Raw genomic sequence first — 1,491 nt, 5'->3', positions numbered from 1 at the left:
AATAAGCGGGATTTAACGGGATAAAGCGGTATTTAGTGAAATGTAAAAAGAAAAAGAACCAACACATTATGCAATTAATTTAATAATTTTTATATGTAAAACGATGAAAAAAACTCATTTTAATATATTTATAAAACTATTACAATCTAACAGCAATTGGAAAATACACATTCCTTTTCATCGCATTAATTTCAGGTACTTGATTTGTAGGATATTTTTGTATACACTCTTTTGATAAGTACAAAGCATCTTTAACAGTTACAATATATTTAGATCTTAATCCTATTTTAGAAGCTTCTATTAAAGAATTTATAAAATAAGAACCTGTTTCATTTCTACCATCAGATGCTTGATCAATCTGGCAACTATATAATACTATTATCCCATCATCAGATTTTTTTATATGATCATTATATTTATTTCTATATAAATCAGATATCATTATTTCACTAGATTCAGTGGATTCTCTTATTACTTTTTCACTAAAATATTCTTCTTCTGGAATATAACTTCTACAACAATCAAATATAATTAGCTGCTTTTTAGATTGATTTTTGAAAGATATATCTTTATACATCATATTGTTTATATATAAATATAATTGACCATCCTCTTTAGATACTCCGCCATGACTAGAAACCATAGTTATAGTATAATCGCATTCTATGTTTGATAATTTTTCTATTTTAGATTTATTTGGATTACATAAACAAACTATTTCATCATTTCTCCAAGCTCCTCCAATATTTGATTGTAAAAAAAATCTAAAATTTTTTATATCTTCTTTTGTATACATAATATCATTTTCTTCACCAAAATCACTAATTAAAATTGCTAGTCTTTCCATTGTAAATTATACTCCTTTTTAATTTTTTTTATATATTTTATCTATAAAATAAACAAATTTTTTACCGTAACCTATCTCACTTTCTTTATAATTTATCTTATCAAACCAATATTGTTCATGTCTTTTAATCCAATTATATACATCCAGAAAATTTAATATTTTATGTTCTTTTTTGTTGTAATATATATATATTTTATTAATATAATTAAATATCATCTCGCAATATATTTCATATTGAATATATCTATTAATAATTTCAATATTGCAATTATATACTTCTACATTATTATTTCTATAAATATTTGCAATATTATTGTATTGTTTAGTAAAATAATCATTTTCTAAAAATGGATAATCCATTGAATATTTCATTAAATTATGTAATTCATTAATAAGTATATTTTTATTATCAATTTTTTTTAATATAAAATTCGTTATTATAGAAACTACTGCCGATACAAAAGCAGTAAATAAAGATGATGATGCAATTTCCATTATAGTAATTTCTTTCATACGAATATATAATAACATATCATTATTAAATTATCAATATATGAAAAATCTAAAAATCTTTAGTCTATAAAAGTTCATTAAAAATCTATAATCTGAATATAATTAAATGAAGGCAGGTATATAATGCTTAC

2 protein-coding genes are annotated in these 1,491 nt (G+C 21.3%); both read right to left on the bottom strand.

The genetic code is table 11. From position 1 onward, the window contains the following. Positions 1 to 139 precede the first annotated feature (139 nt). Positions 140 to 847, bottom strand: coding sequence for a caspase family protein (locus F811_RS0100090; RefSeq protein WP_020003295.1), 708 nt, complete (start codon positions 845 to 847; stop codon positions 140 to 142). An 18-nt stretch (positions 848 to 865) separates the two neighbouring features. Continuing rightward, entirely contained in the window at positions 866 to 1,360 is a 495-nt protein-coding gene (locus F811_RS0100085) for a hypothetical protein (protein WP_156821970.1), read from the bottom strand. Positions 1,361 to 1,491 lie beyond the last annotated feature (131 nt).

The organism is Brachyspira innocens ATCC 29796 (assembly GCF_000384655.1).
Lineage (GTDB): Bacteria > Spirochaetota > Brachyspiria > Brachyspirales > Brachyspiraceae > Brachyspira > Brachyspira innocens.
This window is presented reverse-complemented; position numbering and strand designations above follow the sequence as displayed.